This window comes from Bradyrhizobium sp. sGM-13, assembly GCF_018398875.1.
GTDB lineage: Bacteria > Pseudomonadota > Alphaproteobacteria > Rhizobiales > Xanthobacteraceae > Bradyrhizobium.
The window spans coordinates 1-582 of record NZ_JAGWDK010000171.1; the positions used below are offsets into that span (position 1 = coordinate 1).

1 protein-coding gene is annotated in these 582 nt (G+C 54.6%); it reads right to left on the reverse strand.

Translation table 11 applies throughout. From position 1 onward, the window contains the following. On the reverse strand, positions 1-582 hold a 582-nt coding region (locus KJQ96_RS38635; RefSeq protein WP_213291178.1), incomplete at both ends, for an AMP-binding protein.

Below are 582 nucleotides of genomic sequence, written 5' to 3' on the forward strand. Positions count from 1 at the left end.
CCCCAAACGGAACAGGCGCGCCATCACCATCCAGCAGATAGATCCGCGTGTTCGCGATCGGGCGGCCGATCGGGATGTTCGCAGATACAGCCATTTCTGTCGGAACGTCATAAAAGATACAACCGACAACTGTTTCGGTTGGGCCATATTCATTCACCATTCGGGCCGTGGGCTGGATCTTGCGCCACAACTCAACTGTTGAATGCGACAGCGCTTCACCGCCGATAATAAATGATTCAACTTGGCTGGCAGCGGGGTCCGCCAGCATCTGTTGCCCAAGAGCATCCAGATGGCTCGGGGTGATCTTGATTGTTCCGCATTCCGCGCTGATCTTTGCTTTTAACCCCTCGACCTCTTGTCCCTCCATCATAAGATCTGCATGGCCACCACAGATCAAAGGTGCAAACAGGCTGGTAACTGTTGCATCAAAGGCCAGAGGAGAGGAGACCACGGAGGATGATCTGGAATCGTAGGCATGACAGGCCCAGCACAGATAATTTGTCAATCCCCGATGCTCGACCATGACACCCTTGGGCGTTCCGGTGGATCCCGAGGTGTAGATCACATAGGCGAGATGGCGCG